Origin of the sequence: Chamaesiphon sp. OTE_8_metabat_110 (assembly GCF_031382685.1) — a bacterium.
Classification (GTDB): domain Bacteria; phylum Cyanobacteriota; class Cyanobacteriia; order Cyanobacteriales; family Chamaesiphonaceae; genus Chamaesiphon.
This window is the reverse complement of the sequence record NZ_JANMZA010000516.1, coordinates 1-19,916: the sequence shown is the minus strand read 5'-3', so window position 1 is coordinate 19,916 and position 19,916 is coordinate 1. Positions and strand designations below refer to the sequence as shown.

Genomic DNA, 19,916 nt, shown 5'->3' with positions numbered 1-19,916 from the left:
CACACAACTTTCGACGGTATCGTCGAGTTTTTTTCTAAGTAACTTTTGGTCTACATCGTGTTGATATTGACCGACACCGATCGACTTGGGATCGATTTTTACTAGCTCTGCCAAAGGATCTTGTAAACGGCGACCGATACTAATTGCACCGCGCACGGTAATATCCAAATCGGGAAATTCCGATATCGCCACTTCACTAGCCGAATAAATCGATGCTCCCGATTCATTCACCATTACTTTAATCGGTTTTGGTTCGAGATCTGCCAAAAGCTCGATGACAAATTGGTCGGTTTCGCGTCCAGCCGTACCATTCCCGATCGCGATTAATTCGATATGATATTTTTTGATAAACTGTCTAACTGTATTAGCCGCTTGTTGACGTTGATTTGCTGCTTGATGGGGAAATACTGCTTCATAAGCCAAATATTTTCCCGTCTCCGATAATACGGCAACTTTACAACCACTGCGGAAGCCAGGATCGATCGCCAGTGTCGGTTTCATCCCCGCTGGAGCCGATAATAATAACTCGCGCAGATTGGTTTCAAAATTAGAAATAGAGCCGATATCTGCTTGCAATTTACACTCAGCTCGAACTTCATTTACCAGCGATGTTTTCATCAACCGATTGAAAGCATCTTTGAGCATCGCCTGATAAAACTCTCGAATTGCCGGGACTTTGGTTTTAATCTCTTGAGCTGCTAAATACTCACAAATATCATCTTCACTAAATTCCAAGTCCAGACTCAACACCTTTTCAGTTTCACCGCGAAAGAGAGCAAGTAAATTATGCGGCGCAATTTTACTAACAGGTGCAGAGTACTTCCGGTACATCTCAAACTTCGTCGAGCCTTCAGTCACATCATCCTTAATCTTGGAAACAAACTGCCCTTCCGACTGAATATATTCCCGCACATAGGCACGTAAATTGGCTTTGTCGGCGATCGATTCAGCGATAATGTCTGAAGCACCAGCAAGAGCTTCGGCTGCTGTCTTGACGCCTTTCTCCTCGTCGATATATTTAGCAGCTTCGGGTTCTAATTCTACAGACTGGGCACTAACATTATTTAAAGAGCGAATTAATTCAGCCAGCGGCTCTAAGCCTTTTTCTCTAGCAATTGTCGCCCGAGTACGTCGCTTGGGCTTGTAGGGTAAATATAAATCTTCTATCTCGGTTTTTAATAAACTGTTCTCGATCTTGGCACGCAATTCTGGAGTTAACTTGTTTTGAGACTCGATCGAACTCAGAATACTCTCTTTTCGCGCCGCCAGTTCTGTCAGATAATTAAATCTTTCTTCCAGTTCCCGCAACACTATCTCATTCATCTCATCCGTGCGCTCTTTCCGATACCTAGCAATGAACGGAATCGTGGCTCCCTCGGCAAATAAGTCTAGGACATTTTGCACGATACTAGGGCTTAAGTCGAGTTCGGTAGCAATCTGAGCGCGGATATCTAACATAGGAAAATTATTAATATGAAAAAGGCTTAAAATTTAGACGGTGGTCGATACCCACAATACAATCTTATCTTGTTACCTCCCTCTAACCAACCCACTATCTAATATTTTTAATGTTAAATGCTAGAGAGATTTATAATGTCAATCTATGAATATCAATCTAAAGTAAAAGAAGCTATCGATTTATTCGAGCGATACAAAGGATTGGAACAGCCCAAACATCCATTGGAATGGCAGGCATCAGGAATATCTCAATTAGGATATTTAGATCCTGAAGGCAAAATATTTTACTTTTTACATGGATATGGTTGCTGTGTTAATCTACAATCTGGTCGAGTAGATTGGGACTTTGGAAGTGAAGGTCAGATTGATGGATTCGATCTCTTCCGTTTACACGAATTTGTCAATAAAGGAACACAGGACTTTACAGAATTCAGAGATGAGGCGATATTGAAAGCTATATTTACAGAAGCCGAATTAAAAGGATTAATTTATAAGTCGGACGATATTTTGTATTATTTAGCTAATGTAGGTTAGGCTGAAGAATGAAACCCAACATTTCTAAGGTGTCTGTGAGATAGTTGGGTTTCGCTGTCGCTCCACCCAACCTACGATTCTATCTCAACTATTTACTAGTTTCGATCGCTACTCACCATCCATTTGAGAATGCCCAGAATCCGCTCGACAGGGGTAACTTGATATTCGTTAATATCGATTGTTACATCTTTACCCTCTAATTTAAGAAATTGCCATAACTTACCACTGGTAACACAGCCATAAATAACTGGAATAACTTTATCTTTAGCTTGGTTGAAAATCTGAGCGGCAAACATCTCTGCGATACATTGCCCTAGCCCAACATCTAACTCCCCTTTTTTTGCTTCTACTAACATGAGAATCGGCGCTTGAATTACATAAGAGGTTGTCGATCTGCTAAACAGAAAATCACAGAAACCATTCAAGCCTCGATCTCGATCTACATTAAACTCTTCTCCAGAAAATAACTGAATTTGATCGCCAACCAGTCGCCGTACTTCAACTAAAATTGGGCTGACTAATAATTCTGACTTAGCTTTCTCGGATCTAGCTCTTTGTGCTAATGGTAAAGATTGCCCAAAAATAGTTAAAAATTCGGTTTGTGGGGTGGCTGGTGGTAAAGAATCACAGAAAGTTGACTCAAGTAAGTTAATTTCAAATCGATCTATTACATCTTGCAAGGAAAAGTTATTGTAAGCCATAATACTTGTGTCGATCGAGAGGAGAAATCTTGTTTTCTTCCTTAACTGGACGATTGCGCTTTTTGAGATCGATCCTAAATTGCTTTACCAGCACAGCTCCAAATTCTTGATTTTCTACTGGTTTAACTCGTCTTGCTCTTTCAAACGGAAACTCAGATTCCTGATTCATATGGTGTAGGTTGGGTTGAAGAATGAAACCCAACATTTCTAGGGTGTTTGTGAGATAGTTGGGTTTCGCTATCGCTCTGCTTGGTGCGCTGTCTTGTCTCGCATAATCCGGGAGGGAACCTCCCGGCTGCGAGCCGCTGTCTTGACCCAAACACATGCGGAGGGAACCTCCGCGTGATTTGGGTCGCTAAACCGTCGGGGAACAAAGGCGTGCGCGCATCCGCTACCCAACCTACCCAATAACTTACCCTACTTTACTCAAAATCTGAGCCACTACAGTCATCGTTTGCTCATAGAGTAGATCCCGACTCCAGCGTTGGAGATACTCAGCGAGTAAATCTTCGGCACTGCGCTCGGCGAGAGAAGTTACTTCCTCGACTCGGGCGGTTTGAGTACCGCCGCGCATTTCCATCTGCATACAGCCAGCGACTTCCGAGCAGAGGACGGTGATGCAGTTGGCTTTAGGATTGGTGGAGTTGAGGCGGACACCCATCAAATCGCCTGGAATATCACCGACATTCGCAGTAGGCATCGCGGCGAGTTCGGTATGAATCTTGCGTCCGTCGGGGGCGACAAAATCTACCTCGCGCAAGTCATAGTCGCCGCCAGTATGCTTGTAGCTGGCGGGTTGCCATTGGAGGCGACTGGAGAGCCATCCGAGAAACATGAGTGCCTGGGCGGGATTACCCGCTTCGTAGTTAATGTCTACCCGATCGATCTCAGTAATATCCTTCCGTCTGGCTGGCGGATCGAAGGCTTCAGCGGTGAGTTCTTGCCAGCCAGCAATCCTCCGCCAGTTGAGATCGATGACGGGAATCCCCCGATCGAGTATTTCATGCAGTTGCAATAATTCAGCCTCACTCTGCACGAACTCAGCCGAATCAAAGATCGCTGCATGTGCTTTCTGTGCTAGCTGTAAAAATAGCGGTTTGATCGGTGTGGGGGTATCTTTCCACCACAAGAATTGGGGATAGTCGGACACAGCAAGATTCGCGATGCTCTCACCGTTGCGCTCTAAGGCGTCTGGCGTGGCTCTCAAGGTCACGTATTCACTACCCACGAGGGATTGCGAGGATTGTTTCTTCATCGGGCAATAGACGGACACCTGAGCGGTGACGCCAGCATCTTCGCTGCTGATGACCGGACAGAGGGTGACGATGCGCCGGGGATTGGTATTGGCGATCGCATCTGTGACTACATAGCCGCGATTGTCCACATCTTTTTCAATCGCGATCGCATGGGTATCGTGAGTAGCAGTAATCCGAGCGTGGTAAGCAGCCTCGATTTTGCTCATTGTCTCGCGATCGAGCTTACCAGTCTTGGGAAGTTGATAGGCAGTTTGAGCGGCTCTAATTGCTTTAACTTGAGCGGGGCCAAAAATACCATCGATCGGCCCATTATAGAAACCCAACACTGCTAGCATGTGCTGTGTCGGTTCTGGCTCGTACACCATCAATGTGAAGGTCGTAGCTTGAGTAGCCACGATCGCATCTTGGGTTTGACTCTCTGGTTGATAGTCTTGCCAGATTTTGCCTAATTCCTGTTCGATATCAGCGACAGAAACATCCTTCGGCGCACGGAGGGAGACGACTGGTGGGGATTGAGTACTCATAAGTTGGGAGTTGGAAGTTGGCAGATGGGAGTTGGCAGATGGGAGTTGGCAGATGAGAGTTGGGGCAGGGAGCGGGAAGCCGGGAGAATTATTTTTCCGTCACTCCTAACTCCCAACTCCTCACTCCCAACTATTTACGATCGATGCCACTTTCGACCATCATCATTGATCAGATCTTCAGCAGCTAATGGCCCCCAAGTACCTGCTTCATACAGCGAAACCGAACTCGGATCGGTATTAGCTTCCCAATCTGACAGTGCGGGGGTGACGATCCGCCATGCTTCTTCGACTTCATCAGAGCGAGTAAACAGAGTTTGATCGCCGAGCATACAGTCGATCAATAACCTGTCGTAAGCATCAGAAGACTTCACACCAAAAGCTTCTTGGTAGTTAAATTCCATATTCTCCGTGCGGGTGCGGAGATCTGCTCCGGGCATTTTGGCTTCAAATTGAAGCGAAATGCCTTCATTCGGATAGATCTGCACTGTCAGCACATTGGGGTTGGCTTGACGGGAAGCTGATTGGAAAATCAGCCACGGCACTTCTTTAAACTGGACGGCGATTTCTGAAACCTTTTTTGGTAAACGTTTACCAGTCCGCAGATAGAATGGCACATCTTTCCACCGCCAGTTATCGACCATAAATTTCATCGCCACAAAGCTGGAAGTCACCGATTCTGGCGCGACGCCAGGTTCTTCGCGATAGCCCGGTACTTGGTCGCCTTTCATCCAGCCTGCTTCATATTGTCCCCGAATAGCCGATCGACTAAGATTGTGGACATCTGCGAGGCGGGTAGCTTCGAGGACTTTGACTTTTTCAGTCCGAATCGAGTCAGCATCGAGGGCGTTGGGTGGTTCCATTGCGGTGAGGCAAAACACCTGCATCAAATGGTTTTGAATCATGTCTCGCAGTGCGCCAGCGGATTCATAGTAACCAGCCCGATCTTCGACGCCGACTGTTTCAGCAACGGTAATCTGGATGTGATCGATATAATTGCGATTCCAGAGGGGTTCAAAGATGGCATTGGCAAATCGCAATACCATCAAGTTTTGGACGGTTTCTTTGCCCAGGTAGTGGTCGATCCGGTACACTTGCTGCTCTTGGCAATGCTGGCGGACGACGCGGTTCAATACTTTCGCGGAGCTAAGATCTCGTCCGAAGGGTTTTTCGATAACGAGGCGATGTTTTTGGGGGTCATCAAGCATCCCGGCACTACCTAGTTGTTTGATGGCTTCGGGAAAGAAGTTGGGGGCGACGGAAAGGTAAAAGACGCGGTTGCCCATGGTGCGCCGCTCGGTATCGAGTTCGCCGAGGAAGGCTTTGAGTTTTTGGTAACTTTCGGGTTTGTCGATGTCGCCGGAGCAGTAATATAAGCCTTTGGCAAATTCTGACCACGCGGTTTCGTCTTGAATTCCATTACCGAATTCTTCGATGCCTTGTTTGGAATGTTCGCGGAAGTATTCGTGGCTCCAGTCGCGACGGGCGACGCCAACGATCGTGATTTCGGGCGGGAGTCTCCGATCGAGTCGCATCTGGTACAATGCGGGGATCAGTTTGCGGTGGGTGAGGTCGCCGGAGGCACCGAAGATGGTCAGGATTTGGGGTTCGGGAACGCGTTCTTGTCTGAGTCCGAGGCGAAAGGGATTTTCTATTAGATCGATCATTTCTTATTTACTTGGTAGAACGCGAACTGGTTTTTTGGTTAATAGATTTCTGTAGTTAATCGATTTCGGTAGGGTGGGCACTGCCCACCACAAGGGTTTCCGCTGTATCTCTATTATTAGGGTGGGTAATGTCTACTTTCTGATGTTCGGAAATAAATAGCTAAGTGCAATTTTTATCCAATCGATTATGCCTGAACCCTAGATGGTGGGCAGTGCCCACCCTACGAGTATTTTATATTTTTACGCCCATATAGCTATTCTGAGTGTTGATATTGCTGATATTGTATTTTCTATGGGTTGGCGATCGAATAGAGTTTTGACAGGTATTAGGTGATGGTTGTTAATTAACTTGAGCTGGGGATAGGGGTGCCTCGCAGTCCTCGGCTGGGGGAAGCTGTCGCCTCCCCCAGACCCCCACCAAAGGTTCAAACTGTTTGTGGCGTGGTGCGGCATTCGCTCCACTTGAGATTTCAGTTATGCGTTATTAAGCTGGAGTTTAGTAGCAGATGGGGTTTTGCACGATCGCTAGGTAAAACTGCACTATCCAAAACACTATTCACTATCCACTATTCACTATCCACTATTCACGCTGGCATCAACGCTTTTACTTTACCATCCAAAGACTTCATCAGGGAGTCGAAGGGTTTGACGAATTTGTCGATGCCGTCGATGAGGAGTTCGCCCATGACGCTATCGAGGTCGATATTCACGTCGGGATCTTTGAGGCTGGCGATGAGGCGGTAGGCTTCGTCGATACCAGCTTCGATTCGGCTGGCGGGATCGCAATGGTCGGCACAGGCTTCGATCGTGTTGGGTGGTAAAGTGTTGACGGTATCGTTGCCGACTAGTCCATCGACGTACATGACGTCGCTATAGCTGGGATCTTTGGTGCCTGTGCTTGCCCACAGCAGTCGTTGGACGCGTGCGCCTTTGGCGGCGAGTTGTTGCCAGCGATCGGTGGCAATGATTTTCTTGTATTCTTGGTAGGCGACTTTGGCGTTGGCGATCGCGATTTTTCCTTTGAGGGCGGAGATTTTTTCGGTTTTGGTGGTGTCGCTGAGATCTTTGAGGAGGTTATCCAGTTTACCATCGATGTTGGTGTCGATCCGGCTGAGGAAGAAGCTGGCGACGGAGGAAATGTTGCTGATGTCGTCTCCTTTGGCGGCGCGAGCTTCTAAGCCGCGAATGTATGCCCAGGCAGCTTCGACGTAGCTATCGACGGAAAATAGCAGGGTCACGTTGACGCTGATGCCTTCGCTAATCATCTGCTCGACGGCGGGTAAGCCTTCGGGGGTGCCGGGGATTTTGATCATCACGTTGGGACGATCGATTTCGCCATAGTAGCGGCGGGCTTCTGTGATGGTGCTGGCGGTGTCGGCGGCGATGGTGGGGGGGACTTCGATGCTGACGTAGCCGTCGATGCCGTTGGTTTTGTCGTAGACGGGGCGCAGGATGTCGCAGGCTTGACGAATATCTGTGAAAATTAGGGATTCGTAAATATCGTTGAGGGATTTTCCGGCTTTAATTCCTGCTGCGATTTGGTTGTCATAAATGGCGTTCCCAGCGATCGCTTTTTCAAAGATGGCGGGGTTGGAGGTGATTCCCAATACGCCACGGGTATCGATCAGTTGGGCGAGTTCGCCAGATGTGAGGATATCTCGGCTGAGATTGTCCATCCAAATACTTTGTCCGTATTCTTGCTCGATTGTCAGGAGGGGATTTTGGGCTGTTGGTGACACGATCGGTATTTACTCCAATAGTTACTGAATCTCGATGCTTTTCTACTAAAGGGTGTCGCTAGCAAAACCAATCTCAAAATAGCTTGAGAAAGATTCTGTTTCGTAGCTATGACTCTTCTATGATGACAGCTTGTGTCTGTTGCTGCTTTCTCGAAACATCAGCCACAGCCGATTACTAAAAATGTTTTTGGGAACTAACTCTTTCGATTTAGCGCTCGTTATTTTCCGCATTTTAGCCGATCGACATCTAGATATGGGCGTCAAAAAATACAAAATTGGTTAAATTCTCGGCAATTTAACTGGGGATCGCCGATCGGGATGTCTGGGTGATTTGATACACTCAGCCTATTGTCAATTCGGTTAAGAGAATATGGAATTTTCGTGGGAGCGAGTACTTGATGTCGTAGGTTCGATCGCCCAGCAGGTAGGATCGCGGTTGCTGCTGGACTTTGGGCGCGTCCAAGGATTGGAAAAGGCTGATGGGAGTCTAGTTACGCAGTGTGATGAGTGGGCGGATCTGGAGATTCGATCGAGTCTGGGTGCGGCTTTTCCCACACACGCCATCTTGAGTGAAGAGAATGTGCATGGGTTTACTGATGCCCAATGGACGTGGATTATCGATCCGCTCGATGGGACTACCAATTTTACGCGCGGTATTCCGCTCTGGGGGATCTCGATCGGGCTGCTCTACAATGGTGAGCCTGTATTTGGTTATGTCTATTTTCCGCCTGTCAACCAAACTTTTTACGGTTATTGGGCGGGGAATACCGGATTAGATTTACCTGTTGGTGCCTATCTCAATGGCTCTCCAATCGATGTCAGTCAGGATTCACCGAGTAGCAATCATTTTTTCAGTTTGTGCGCTCGCAGTCTTCAGATCTGGCAACCGGGATTTCCCTGCAAGATTCGGATGCTGGGGGTCGCTACTTATAACTTCTTAGCGGTCGCTGCTGGCGCGAGTTTGGGTGGGGTGGAGGCTACACCCAAAATCTGGGATTTGGCGGCTGTCTGGGCGATCGTCCACGCGGCTGGGGGCACATGGATATCGCTGAGGGATGAACCGACTTTCCCGGCGGTTGTCGGGCGAGATTATGGTAGCTATGCCATGCCCAGTCTGATTGTCAATCGATCGGAGTTGGGAGATCTAGTACTACCGCTAATGGATTCTATTCGTAAATAGGGGGTAGAGGGTAGAGGGTAGAGGGTAGAAGGTCGTCAATAGTGACTGGTAGACAATATTACCCAAGGGGAGGCTATGCCAGCGGCGGTCGATCGCAATTGGTGGATGGTGAATAGAGCTATCTCAGTCCCCCAGTCCCCCAGTCCCCCAGTCACCTCATCTCCCTGTCCCCTATTTACTCCGCTGGTGTAGCACTAGCCGCCGCTGCTGCGACTTTGGCTTGGTCGCGTTTTTCGCGTTTTTTGCGTTCGGCGTCGGCTAGATCTGCCATGACGGCTTCCATTTGGACGAGTTTATCTAAGTTACTCCGGTAGGTGTCTAGGTCTTTTTGAACTTTGTCGGTAGGTAGGTGCAAGGCTTCACCGATCTGCAAGACAGCAGCTTCGCGTTTTTTCTCGTCCTTGAGTAGCTCTGGTGCTGCTTGTTCGAGAATCGTAAACAAACCGATGCCGAATAACCGACTGTATTTAAATTTCGGATTGCTGGCGATCGAGCCTAATGTACTGGCTAATTCTGCGCCCATGCCATCGCTATTTGGGTGAGTCAACCAATTGACGATATCTTGTCCCTGCATACTCTGGGTAAATTCTTGAACGCTAGCAGCATCTTTACGGTACTGTTCGACATTTCCACCCATCGATTGACATAGTGCGGTAAAAATCGATTGCTTGTCGCTTTCGGGACGATAACTGGTCATAAACCTGTCGAAGCTACTGACTACACCCAATGCGTAAATTGGATTATAGACAAAATCAACGTTGGTAGACAGTAAGTGCATTTCTACCATTAATTCTTCTACTACGCGCCGATAAATCGAATTGATCGGGCGAGTATGAGTGGAGTAAAAATTACGCTTGGTATCGGAGACAGTACTCTGGTTATTCACCGGGATATATAAAGATTTGGTTAACAATCCTTAATTATCATCGATCGGATACCAAATACGCAAAGATCGCGATCCCCACGATCTCGATCGATTCTCTCAAATGCTTACCCAGTCGTCACGATCGGTAATTAGTAGCATTTTAAAATTGCTAGGCAAGTAAAATCTTTGTGCTTTTATGCGGATACATTTTAATTGGGTGACGAGCCATTCTGGTAGCAGGACGATTCTTTAGACGCAAGGAAGCAAGATTGATATGGCTCGAAATCTGAATGTGGCTCTATGGTTATTTTGCGGAACGATCGCGATCTCTAGTGCATTTTTGCCAGATGCGTTACTGGCTCTGACGATCGATGCTACTCAGGGACAAACGGCGATCGAAATTAATGCTAGCGCTTCCCGCCAATATCAGCAGGGTTTAGCTGCACTAGAGGCTGGCGATACCGCTACTGCAATTGCTAGTTTCGATCGCGCCATCGCTCTCGATCCTCAATATTTTCCCGCTTACATCGAGCGCGGCAATGTTAAAGATAGTCTCGGCGATTTTAGCGGAGCCGCTGCCGATTATACGATCGCCATTTCGCTCGATTCTAGATCTGCTGCTGCTTACTACAATCGCGGTACTGTCTTGAGTAAAAGCGGCAACCATCAAGCTGCTGTGGCGGATTATAACCTTGCTATCGGTATCGATCCGAACTACGCTCAAGCCTATATGAATCGTGGTAATGAACTAGACGATCTGGGTAATTTTGCTGGGGCGATTGCTAGCTACGATCGGGCAGTCGCGATCGATCCGGACTATGCTCTAGCTTATCTCAATCGCGGTATTGCTTACGGACGTGCGGGCGATCGCGATTTCCCACAGGGAACGCTACGCGAACGGGCGATCGCCGATTTTCAAGTTGCTGCTAAACTGTTCGAGCAAACTGGCAATCTGGATCGATACGAGCGCGCCCTCAAAATGATTAGCAATCTTCGTTCAGTTTATTAACGACCGGAAATTACCACCGCAGGGAAGTTCGGTAAAGTGAACTCTAGTTAGGTTGAGAACCGCACTTGGATTGCCTGCAACTTTTGGTAGATTATAAACAAGTTGAATTAGCAACCCTTCCGATTGGCAGCTCGTTTATTTCCAATTCATTTAGATCGCGAATTCAGCCATAGCAGTAAAATTTACGATTTGACATTGTTTGAAATGTCAATCGGATCTAATTTCTAGCCATTACTATCATTGAATTTGAGGTTTTATTATGACACTAGTTCGTTGGCAACCTTTCCGCAATGTGACTACCTTACAACGCGAAATGGATCGATTGTTTGATAGTCTGACCGAGCATGAAGATAATTTGTATCGGACTGCTTTTGCTCCCGCAGCCGAGCTACAAATCGATCGAGATAATGTATATCTTCAACTAGAAGTTCCTGGTTTAACGCCCGAAGCAATCGAAGTCCAAGTTACTGCTGATTCAGTAATTATCGATGGGGAACGTAAAGAGGAAAAACATGTTGAAGAACAAGGTATGAAGCGATCGGAATTCCGTTATGGTAAGTTTCATCGCACGATCGGTCTCCCTGAAAAAGTTCAACGCGATCGAGTTCAAGCGAAGTACGAACATGGGATCTTAAAACTGACGCTACCTAAAGCCGAAGATGAGAAAAACAAGACTGTCAAGGTTTTAGTAGAAGCTTAGTCGTTCGCTCCTGTCTAGATCTAAATATCTATCGCCGTGATTTCTAGGAGAAGTCACGGCGATATTCTCTGAAATATCTCGACTCAAAGCAGCGCACGACCCTATCCTCTATAATTGAGAAGAACGTACTTAAGACAAGCTTTGCGATGACTCCAGAAGTAGATACCGAGCTTCAGTCCACTGACGAACTGAGTACTGCCCTATGGTCGCCAGACCCCTATCCAAGTGATGATAATGACGAATTAGACCAACTTCCAGCCGAGCTGGAGATGTCTTTTTTCGACCATTTGGAAGAATTGCGCCAGCGGATATTTTACGCGATTGCTGCTGTGGCGATCGGGGCAATCGGTTGTTTTGTCTATGCCAAACAAATCGTCCAAATTTTAGAAATCCCGGCAACTGGCATTAAATTTCTCCAATTGGCTCCCGGTGAGTACTTTTTTGTCTCTGTTAAAGTCGCTGGCTACTGTGGCTTATTAGTAGCGAGTCCGGTGATTCTCTATCAAATCATCCAATTTGTCATTCCTGGCTTGACGCAGCGCGAGCGACAGTTAGTGTTACCTGTAGTGATTGGTTCGTCGGTGCTATTTGTCGGTGGGATTGCCTTTGCTTATTACGCGCTGATTCCGGCGGCGCTCAATTTTCTGATCGACTATGGTGAAAACGTCGTCGAGCAAGCTTGGTCGATCGACCGCTATTTTGAGTTTGTTTTAGTATTATTATTTGCGACGGGTTTACTATTTGAATTGCCTGTGGTGCAAATTATTTTGTCGCTATTGGGTATTCTCTCTTCACAACTGATGTTGGCTGGTTGGAAGAGTGTGGTAGTAGGATCGATGGTTGTCGGTGCGATCGTTACTCCATCTACCGATCCGCTGACCCAAAGTTTACTTGCAGGTGCAGTTTTAGCTCTGTATTTTGGCGGGATTGGAGTTGTAAAATTGCTGGGTAAGTAGGTATTAGTAATTTAGATAAAATATTTTATGTAGCAGGGTGGGCAATGCCCACCAGCAAGGTTTTACGCGTTATCTAATTCACAAATACCTGTACCACTTTATAGCACGATCGTTAGTTTACTTTAGTCAAAGTCGGCGCTCCTGCTGCACTTTCTTCAGTTTTAGGCACAGCAATTAAAGTCGGAATTGCTGCTATCTGTTCGGCTTCAGATGCAACCGTTTCAGTTTGAGTGACTGCGATGTTTTGCTCTGCTTGAGTTACTTCAGCTAAAGCTGCAACTACCGCTGCACTTGGTGCAGCTTTGACTACAACTGTTGGCTCTTGAGTTATTAGGTGGAAGCTATCTTTGTATTTTTGGTATATTTTCAAGCCTGGTACTTCGTCCCGAAACTCTTTAGGCAGACGATATTCTTTTTCAGAATATTTTGCCCGGACGTTAACGACTGACTGATAATGAATTTCCCATTGTTTCAACAGTAATAAAAACTCTTGAAACTTTTGGTAAGAAGATTCATGTCGCGCCTTTAACCCGATATATTGCAGCATTTTACTGTAAGTCTCAGGTCGGTTATACTGCTCTTCAATCCCGACGATCGGGCCGAGTTTTTCAAATACGTCATATTTAACCATCACTAAGAGCATCAGTGTATCTAGATTTAATAAATCTTCTGAATCTAGTAATGCGATCGTGTTAGAAACGCTTCGTAAAGTCGAATAATCGGTGAGTTGATATTTCTTAAATAGTAAGATCAGTTTTCGACCCAATACATGCTGGGAAATTTTACAAACTTCAACAACATAAGCTTGCAGAGCTATCTTACCTTCATCGGTTTTGAGCAGTGGTAATACCTCTGCAAGCTTACCTTCGACTTGCTGTGTAAATTCTGCTGGCGGTACGTCTTGAGGCAACAGTGCATTGACAAATTTGTAGAGTTGTTGCTGACTGCTGCTACAATATCTAGATTCAGTACTCTCGATCTGTGAAAAACTATTCTGAGCATCAATTGCTATTTTTAGTAATTCGATTACCTCATCGAGATTAGCATATTCATCGAGCGATCGAGCGATATAACTTTTAATCTTAAAAAATGTCATAAACTCAGTATTACCAAACTTATCTGCATTGAGATTTTCGGCTTGGTTGGTAATCTGTATGAGTTTTTCAACAGTACGGTGATGTAAAAATTTGTCGCTCTCTAAAATCTGCGGCTTCCTAAATCGATCTCCGAATTTTGATAGGAATGAACTTTTTCCGATCTGGGCAGCTTTTTTTGAATTTAATAATAATGAGATGACTGGAAATAAAGCTAAGCCACCAATGACAACAGCCACCCCAATCATTATTGGAGTTGAAATTACAAATGTGTAATTTGCAGTGCCAATCGTCGTAGTGTTATCGTTACCTGACTTAAGTATACTATTACTAGGAGTACCAGCGGGATTAGTAGTGGATCCAGATTGCTGTGCTGGTGAGGGTTTGGGTTGTCCGTCTTCTAATAATTCGGGCGGGTAGTTCTGCTGGATTTTTTTGTTAATCGCGTCAGGATCTGGTAAAGCTACCCCGCCGACTGTTTTGGTAGGTTTGGTTTGCGAACGAGCGATACTGGGGAAGGTCACATTTGCAGCCGATAGTCCCAAAGCGGCGATTAGCAAAGGTTTCGGTAAATACTTCGACATACATTTCGATCGATTAACATCTCTTGCTTCTAGGGTTCCCAGTAACACTTCCAGATGTCACATTTAGACCGAGAATTAATCTTTATCTAGCTAATATATAGTTATCGTCGCTCGTCGAGCCATTGTTGTAAGATTACGGCAGCCGCAATCCGATCGATCGTCGCTTTATTTTGAGATACGGAGATCTTCGCCGCTTTCATCATTTCTTCGGCGGCATAGGAAGTCAGGCGTTCGTCGATAAATTCGATCGGTAATTCAATGACGGCGGCTACTTTGCGAGCAAATTTCTGAACTTGTTTGGCTTGAGAGCCAATTTTTCCATCCATTGTATATGGCAATCCCAGCACTAATATTTCTACCTGGCGCTCGACAATAATCTGTCTGAGGCAATCGATATCTGCGGCAAAGGAGCTGCGCCAAATTGTAGTAATTCCCGTGGCAATCAATCCTAATCCGTCGCAACCAGCCACTCCAATCCGTTTGCTACCGACATCTAATCCCAGTGCTGCAATCATAGTAACGGTTGGTGATGAAAGATCGCGACCTAATTGATTTTAGCTTTTTTAGCACCGATTGCGCTAAAAGTAGCGATGCTCGCATACTCAGAAATTCAAATGGCAACAATAAATATGCGATCGCGACTACTGCCCAAAATACAAAAATAGAGGCATCAAATTTAATGCCTCTACTCGCAAATTATATTGAATTAAACAACCGATTACAGTCTCGATAATTAGCTTATGCAGCGATATCAGCAATAAGCACATCATCATGCTTTTCCGCCAAGCTCAACAAATTAGCTTGTGGTAAAGTTAGCTCTGTAGTAGGTGCTAAAAGATTGAGAAACCGATCTGCAACTTCGTCTTGACGACCTAAAAAGAACTGTTCCCAGTTAGCTTGTGTTGGTTCGACATGGGTATGTACTTTACAGGCAGGGGATTTGGCATTGTTGCCTGCTAATTCGCGCTTGACGGTAAATTGAAATACGCAGAGGCTATTAAAGCGAACGTCTTTAGCTCGTGCGGGGATAGAGTTAGCGATCGCATGACATTTAGTTACTTGAGCTACTAATTGTTGCCAATGGAAGCTAAAGCTAGCTTGGTTGGCACCTTTGGCGACATAAGCAAACCCAATTTCATGTAATGGTTGATTGTGCTCGTCTAATAGCAAAACTTCGTAGCATTGTGCTGTACCATATTTCTCGCGATCGCTGTAGAGTTGCTTGCTATATTGCCCCGCAACAACTAGTCGCTCTTCTTGACGAGAAACTTGTCTGTCAAAGGCAAATAAGGGCGAACGTGGTACTACTAACATCCGGGGAGATTGGATTAATAAGCCTCGTTCTTTGCCGCCACTGTTATATTCATATACGATCGTTTGGCTCTCATCGACATGTTTCCAGCCAGCCTTCGCCATTTCAGCTTCGGTGATGAAATAACCGCACTCGCTGGCACCATTTTCGCCGCGCAAAGCTTGAATCCGAGGAAGGCGGGCGTTAGGATTGATATATTCTGGTGCGGCAAATCGATCGCGAACTTCCGCCGCACTGGGCACGAGTAATGTCTCTGGGGAGTTGGTTGGCGGTGTGGTAGCAGTGCCGCGATTTAGCGGTTCGACATCGATCGAATTTGCGCCGTTAGTGGGTGCGTACTCGGCAGCGTTGTCTTTAGTAGCTCTGGTTTTGGAGTAAGTCATGGGTTGCTATGAATGATTTTAAAGTTCTGCGATTTGCCACCGTACTAATTGAGATCCAGTCACATGCTGTTTTGTTAGCCAGCACAAACTGTACTGATGAGTTACCTCAAAAGCTGACGCTCGGTGAGTTTGCGGCTGAAAATGTTTGACTTGTGAGCGGTCGATCGTTGGCTTAGTTGCTCCCTTGGAGAATCGAGTGTGTCGCTGGCAAGCTTGCTAGTACAAGCATATCATACTTTCTGCTAAAATAGTACTTAGGTTCTAGCGAGTAGAAAAAGTTGGTGGAATGTGAACTCTTAAATTGCTGCTGCGGGTAATCCAGGTGCTATAGTAGAACAAACGCATCTTTATCGCTCGATCGAGAAATTGTAGGGTCGCATCGATCGGTAGATACGTGCTAACTCGCTTCAGTTGGCTATCGATCGGATGGGTGAGCCAATTTAAACCCATTGCCACAAATATCTTGTCAATATCAAAGTATGGTGCTATGATAATATGTCTGGCATTATGTCAATTTTTAAACGTGAGTTTTCCCAGGGCTAACTGTGGCAAATATTAAGTCTGCAATCAAAAGAGTCGAAGTTGCCGAGCGGAATCGGTTGCGCAACAAATCCCATAAGTCTGCGGTGCGGACGCTGATGAAGAAATACTTCACAGCCGTCGAGAAGCATACGGCAACACCTTCAGACGAAACCTCGGCTGAAGTAATTAAGTGCATGAACGAAGCATATCAAAAGATCGATAAAGCCGTCCAAAAAGGCGTCCTGCATCGTAACAACGGTGCCAATAAAAAGTCTCGTCTGGCTAAAGCAATGGCAGTTAAATCTGCTTAGTCCAACGTTCCGACCGCAACTGATCGATCTGTGCTAAATGCAGCTAATTGATACTCACGTTCATATCAACTTTGATGCCTTCGAGGCGGATCTAGAGGCAGTGCGCGATCGCTGGCAAGAGCAAGGGGTCGTACAACTGGTACATTCTTGTGTAACGCCAGCAGAGTTTGTAAAGACCCAGAAATTAGCAGATCGGTTTCCCGAACTGTTTTTTTCAGTCGGTTTACATCCGTTAGACGCCGATCTGTGGCAGCTAGATTGGAGCGATCTGATTCGGAATCTCGCAAGTAGCGATCGGCGGGTAGTGGCAATCGGTGAAACGGGTTTAGATTTTTTTAAAGCTGACAACCACCAGTGGCAAGGTGAAGTTTTTCGATCGCAATTACAGATTGCGAAAGAATTGGATTTACCAGTGATTATTCACTGTCGCGAGGCTGCAACTGCCATGCGCCAGATTTGTCAAGAATTCTGGTCGGAATTTGGGCAAGTTCGGGGCGTCATGCACTGCTGGTCGGGAACTCCAGTTGAAACTCAATGGTTTCTGGATCTGGGGTTTTATATCAGCTTCAGTGGGGTGGTAACTTTTAAAAATGCGATTCAGATTCAAGAGGCTGCCAAGCTCGTCCCGATCGAGAAGTTGTTGGTCGAAACAGATTGTCCGTTTTTAGCACCCGTGCCCAAGCGGGGTAAGCGCAACGAACCTGCATTTGTCAGTCATGTTGCCAGTTACTTGGCTCAGCTCAGGGGCGATCGTCTCGAAATGCTAGCCGACGCTACTACCACTAATGCTCGACACCTATTTAGATTACCAGTATTATCTTCAATTGGCTAACTATTAAATATATTTAATTCCTCGCTCCTGCGCGCTACACACCAGATAAATTTAGCTCCTAATTTGCCAAGAAGATGATTTTCAATCCATATTCGCAGGTCGCTGTTTATCGAATGTCCGATCGCCCATCTCGATGCGAACACATTTGCCACTTTCCTAGGAGGTAAGTTCGATCGGCTCGTGGGCATTCTTAGCTTAAGCTACTCGGAAAGAAGCAAAGCAGATTTATGGAGCGAAAATTCCGAACTTAGATTCAGTTTAAGTTAGCACTGAATAATCAATAATCGATCGTCGATCGCTGTGAAGACACGTACTTACCAAGAGGAATATCATGACTAGTCAGATTACTACTACAGCATCCACCTACATGCTGCCCGATTTGGTAGAAATTCAGCGCTCTAGCTTCCGGTGGTTCTTGGAAGAAGGCTTGATCGAAGAACTAGACAGCTTTTCGCCAATTACTGACTACACGGGCAAACTAGAACTGCGGTTCTTGGCAAAAAATTACAAGCTCAAGCGTCCTAAGTACGATGTCGATGAAGCTAAGCGGCGCGATGCTAGCTATGCGGTGCAAATGTATGTGCCGACGCAGTTAATTAATAAAGAAGATAAAGGCAAAATCATCGAGCAGGATGTCTTTATCGGTGACTTACCACTAATGACCGATCGCGGTACGTTTATTATTAACGGTGCCGAGCGGGTCATCGTCAATCAGATCGTTCGATCGCCTGGAGTTTATTATAAGTCCGAGCTAGATAAAAACGGTCGGAGAACTTACAGTGCCTCGCTAATTCCCAACCGGGGGGCGTGGTTGAAGTTTGAGACGGATAAAAATGATATCGTCTGGGTGCGGATCGATAAGACGCGCAAGCTGTCAGCACAAGTACTGTTAAAAGCTTTAGGCTTGACTGATAATGAGATTTTTGACTCATTACGTCACCCGGAATTTTATCAGAAGACGATCGATAAAGAAGGCAACTTGTCCGAAGAAGAAGCTTTGATGGAGCTGTATAAAAAGCTACGTCCGGGCGAGCCGCCTACTGTCAGTGGCGGTCAGCAACTGCTGGATTCGCGCTTCTTTGACCCCAAGCGTTACGATTTGGGCAAAGTTGGGCGGTATAAATTAAACCGTAAGTTACGGTTGACAACTCCCGATACCGTGCGGGTATTGACGCCGCAAGATATCTTGTGCGCGATCGATTATCTGATCAATCTCGAATTTGATATCGGTAGTACCGATGACATCGACCACTTAGGCAACCGCCGCGTGAGATCGGTCGGCGAGTTACTCCAGAACCAAATTCGGGTCGGTTTGAATCGCTTGGAGCGGATCATTCGCGAACGGATGACGGTATCTGAGACTAGCAGCTTAACGCCTGCGAGCTTGGTCAATCCTAAGCCCTTGGTTGCGGCTGTCAAGGAATTTTTTGGTTCTTCGCAACTATCGCAGTTTATGGATCAAACCAATCCCCTCGCGGAATTGACCCACAAACGCCGACTTTCGGCATTAGGCCCTGGTGGTTTGACTAGAGAACGGGCGGGTTTTGCGGTGCGAGATATTCACACCTCCCACTACGGGCGGATTTGTCCGATCGAAACGCCTGAAGGTCCAAATGCGGGACTGATCGGTTCGCTGGCGACTCACGCGCGGGTAAATCAGTATGGATTTATCGAAACGCCCTTCTTACCTGTCGAAAATGGTCGGGTCAAACGGGAGCTAGAAGCGGAATATATGACCGCCGATCAAGAAGACGATCTGCGGGTAGCACCGGGGGATATTACGACCGATGAGGCAGGGTATATCTTAGGTTCGACGATTCCCGTTCGCTATCGGCATGAATTCACGACGACTACGCCGGATCAGGTGGATTATGTCGCGATTTCGCCCGTACAAATTATTTCGGTCGCCACATCATTGATTCCATTTCTCGAACACGATGATGCCAACCGTGCCCTGATGGGTTCTAACATGCAGCGGCAAGCGGTACCATTACTGCGCCCCGAGCGTCCGTTAGTCGGTACGGGACTAGAAGTTCAAGCCGCACGGGATTCGGGAATGGTGGTGGTCGCTAAATACGATGGTGTGGTCTGCTTTGTCGAGGCAGAATCGATCGATGTCCGGGGCGATAACGGTCGGACGCAGAAGTATCTGCTCCAGAAGTATCACCGTTCTAACCAGGATACTTGTCTCAACCAACGTCCGTTAGTTAAAATCGGCGATCGGGTAGTGGCACGTCAACGACGCGACCTTTTTCACCATTGGGCACCCGCAGGGAGTTATCGCGGACATCC

General features: G+C 46.5%; 18 protein-coding genes and 1 pseudogene. 9 read left to right on the top strand and 10 right to left on the bottom strand.

Annotation, left to right across the window (positions count from 1 at the left end):
* Positions 1–1,458 (bottom strand): Tex-like N-terminal domain-containing protein (locus RMO52_RS18790; RefSeq protein WP_310417289.1); only part of this gene is annotated, 1,458 nt, incomplete at its 3' end.
* Between the two features lie 135 nt (positions 1,459–1,593).
* Between RMO52_RS18790 and RMO52_RS18785 the strand changes: the two genes are divergently transcribed.
* Positions 1,594–1,992, top strand: coding sequence for a DUF6896 domain-containing protein (locus RMO52_RS18785; RefSeq protein ID WP_309741664.1), 399 nt, complete (start codon positions 1,594–1,596; stop codon positions 1,990–1,992).
* 95 nt (positions 1,993–2,087) lie between these two features.
* Here RMO52_RS18785 and RMO52_RS18780 read toward each other — a convergent pair whose 3' ends face one another.
* The 5 genes from RMO52_RS18780 to tal all read right to left on the bottom strand — a co-directional run bounded on the left by RMO52_RS18780 (position 2,088) and on the right by tal (position 7,876).
* A complete protein-coding gene (locus tag RMO52_RS18780; protein WP_310417285.1) occupies positions 2,088–2,693 on the bottom strand; it encodes a hypothetical protein in 606 nt (201 codons plus the stop codon).
* The gene (locus RMO52_RS18775; protein WP_309741666.1) at positions 2,680–2,862 is read right to left on the bottom strand and encodes a hypothetical protein; all 183 of its coding nucleotides are present in this window, start codon (positions 2,860–2,862) and stop codon (positions 2,680–2,682) included. Before RMO52_RS18775 ends, RMO52_RS18780 begins: the two co-directional genes overlap by 14 nt.
* Before the next feature lie 243 nt (positions 2,863–3,105).
* Positions 3,106–4,473, bottom strand: coding sequence for a glucose-6-phosphate dehydrogenase assembly protein OpcA (gene opcA, locus RMO52_RS18770; protein WP_309741667.1), 1,368 nt, complete (start codon positions 4,471–4,473; stop codon positions 3,106–3,108).
* Positions 4,474–4,607: 134 nt separating this feature from the next.
* Entirely contained in the window at positions 4,608–6,137 is a 1,530-nt protein-coding gene (zwf, locus tag RMO52_RS18765; protein ID WP_310417281.1) for a glucose-6-phosphate dehydrogenase, read from the bottom strand.
* A gap of 584 nt (positions 6,138–6,721) precedes the next feature.
* Positions 6,722–7,876, bottom strand: a complete 1,155-nt coding sequence (gene tal / locus RMO52_RS18760) for a transaldolase (RefSeq protein WP_309740979.1) — start codon at positions 7,874–7,876, stop codon at positions 6,722–6,724.
* Positions 7,877–8,246: 370 nt separating this feature from the next.
* On the opposite strand from tal, the gene RMO52_RS18755 reads away from it, so the two are divergent.
* On the top strand, positions 8,247–9,056 hold the full coding sequence (locus tag RMO52_RS18755) for an inositol monophosphatase family protein (protein ID WP_309740980.1): 810 nt from the start codon (positions 8,247–8,249) through the stop codon (positions 9,054–9,056).
* 175 nt (positions 9,057–9,231) lie between these two features.
* Here the strand turns inward: RMO52_RS18755 and psb29 are convergent, their stop codons facing one another.
* Positions 9,232–9,942: a photosystem II biogenesis protein Psp29 gene (psb29, locus tag RMO52_RS18750; protein WP_309740981.1), complete on the bottom strand. Its 711-nt coding sequence runs from the start codon at positions 9,940–9,942 to the stop codon at positions 9,232–9,234.
* A gap of 253 nt (positions 9,943–10,195) precedes the next feature.
* Here psb29 and RMO52_RS18745 point away from each other — a divergent pair, with 253 nt between their 5' ends.
* The 3 genes from RMO52_RS18745 (at position 10,196) to tatC (ending at position 12,586) form a co-directional block, all read left to right on the top strand.
* Positions 10,196–10,930, top strand: a complete 735-nt coding sequence (locus RMO52_RS18745) for a tetratricopeptide repeat protein (RefSeq protein ID WP_310417276.1) — start codon at positions 10,196–10,198, stop codon at positions 10,928–10,930.
* 259 nt (positions 10,931–11,189) lie between these two features.
* A complete protein-coding gene (locus tag RMO52_RS18740) occupies positions 11,190–11,630 on the top strand; it encodes an Hsp20/alpha crystallin family protein (RefSeq protein ID WP_310417273.1) in 441 nt (146 codons plus the stop codon).
* 146 nt (positions 11,631–11,776) lie between these two features.
* Entirely contained in the window at positions 11,777–12,586 is an 810-nt protein-coding gene (tatC, locus tag RMO52_RS18735; protein WP_396135049.1) for a twin-arginine translocase subunit TatC, read from the top strand.
* Positions 12,587–12,698: 112 nt separating this feature from the next.
* On the opposite strand, the gene RMO52_RS18730 is transcribed toward tatC, so the two are convergent.
* The 3 genes from RMO52_RS18730 to RMO52_RS18720 form a co-directional block, all read right to left on the bottom strand.
* Positions 12,699–14,264, bottom strand: a complete 1,566-nt coding sequence (locus RMO52_RS18730) for a hypothetical protein (protein ID WP_310417270.1) — start codon at positions 14,262–14,264, stop codon at positions 12,699–12,701.
* Positions 14,265–14,365: 101 nt separating this feature from the next.
* A complete protein-coding gene (ruvX, locus tag RMO52_RS18725) occupies positions 14,366–14,779 on the bottom strand; it encodes a Holliday junction resolvase RuvX (protein WP_309744205.1) in 414 nt (137 codons plus the stop codon).
* Between the two features lie 223 nt (positions 14,780–15,002).
* Positions 15,003–15,959: a DUF5895 domain-containing protein gene (locus RMO52_RS18720; protein WP_310417266.1), complete on the bottom strand. Its 957-nt coding sequence runs from the start codon at positions 15,957–15,959 to the stop codon at positions 15,003–15,005.
* A gap of 8 nt (positions 15,960–15,967) precedes the next feature.
* On the opposite strand from RMO52_RS18720, the gene RMO52_RS18715 reads away from it, so the two are divergent.
* From RMO52_RS18715 to RMO52_RS18700, 4 genes and pseudogenes are all read left to right on the top strand, one after another.
* On the top strand, positions 15,968–16,108 hold the full coding sequence (locus RMO52_RS18715; RefSeq protein ID WP_309744201.1) for a hypothetical protein: 141 nt from the start codon (positions 15,968–15,970) through the stop codon (positions 16,106–16,108).
* Positions 16,109–16,504: 396 nt separating this feature from the next.
* Positions 16,505–16,792 (top strand): 30S ribosomal protein S20, encoded by a 288-nt coding sequence (gene rpsT / locus RMO52_RS18710; RefSeq protein ID WP_309744199.1) that lies wholly within the window; start codon positions 16,505–16,507, stop codon positions 16,790–16,792.
* Positions 16,793–16,829: 37 nt separating this feature from the next.
* On the top strand, positions 16,830–17,624 hold the full coding sequence (locus RMO52_RS18705) for a TatD family hydrolase (RefSeq protein WP_309744196.1): 795 nt from the start codon (positions 16,830–16,832) through the stop codon (positions 17,622–17,624).
* A gap of 331 nt (positions 17,625–17,955) precedes the next feature.
* A pseudogene (locus tag RMO52_RS18700) lies at positions 17,956–19,916 on the top strand (DNA-directed RNA polymerase subunit beta); the annotation flags it as partial.